This window comes from Arthrospira sp. PCC 8006 (genome assembly GCF_046480465.1).
GTDB classification, from domain to species: domain Bacteria; phylum Cyanobacteriota; class Cyanobacteriia; order Cyanobacteriales; family Microcoleaceae; genus Limnospira; species Limnospira platensis.
This window is the reverse complement of record NZ_PKGG01000585.1, coordinates 1-394: the sequence shown is the minus strand read 5'-3', so window position 1 is coordinate 394 and position 394 is coordinate 1. Positions and strand designations below refer to the sequence as shown.

The following is a 394-nucleotide window of genomic DNA, read 5'->3' as shown; positions in this document are numbered from 1 at the left end:
AGTCAAAAGAATAAATAACTTTTACAGTTCATTTATTAGATTAGGAACTTCAAGTCGAGCCGATTTAGAGGAAGATAAAGAAATCAGGATTACAGATAAACTGGCTGAATATATCCAATCTAACCTTGAAGAAGAACAAGTATTGTTTTTACCTACTTATCGCCGAATTGAAAAAGAATTAAGGGATGTTTTTCCAGATAGAGACTTTGAGGATGTATTCCCTGTTTCTCCAGCAAATCGTTCTCAGAAAAAGCCCCAGGCTGGATATGTCGAACTTGTTGAGTTTGGCATGGAAGATGTAATTCGAGCCTTTGACTCGACCTTATCAGACTTAGAACAAAATTTCCGCCAAGAACTGAATCGATTGACTGGAAGTTACTTAGGGGATATTATT

1 pseudogene is annotated in these 394 nt (G+C 36.3%); it reads left to right on the top strand.

The annotated features are described in order from the left end of the window. A pseudogene (locus B9T16_RS29490) lies at positions 1-394 on the top strand (hypothetical protein); the annotation flags it as partial.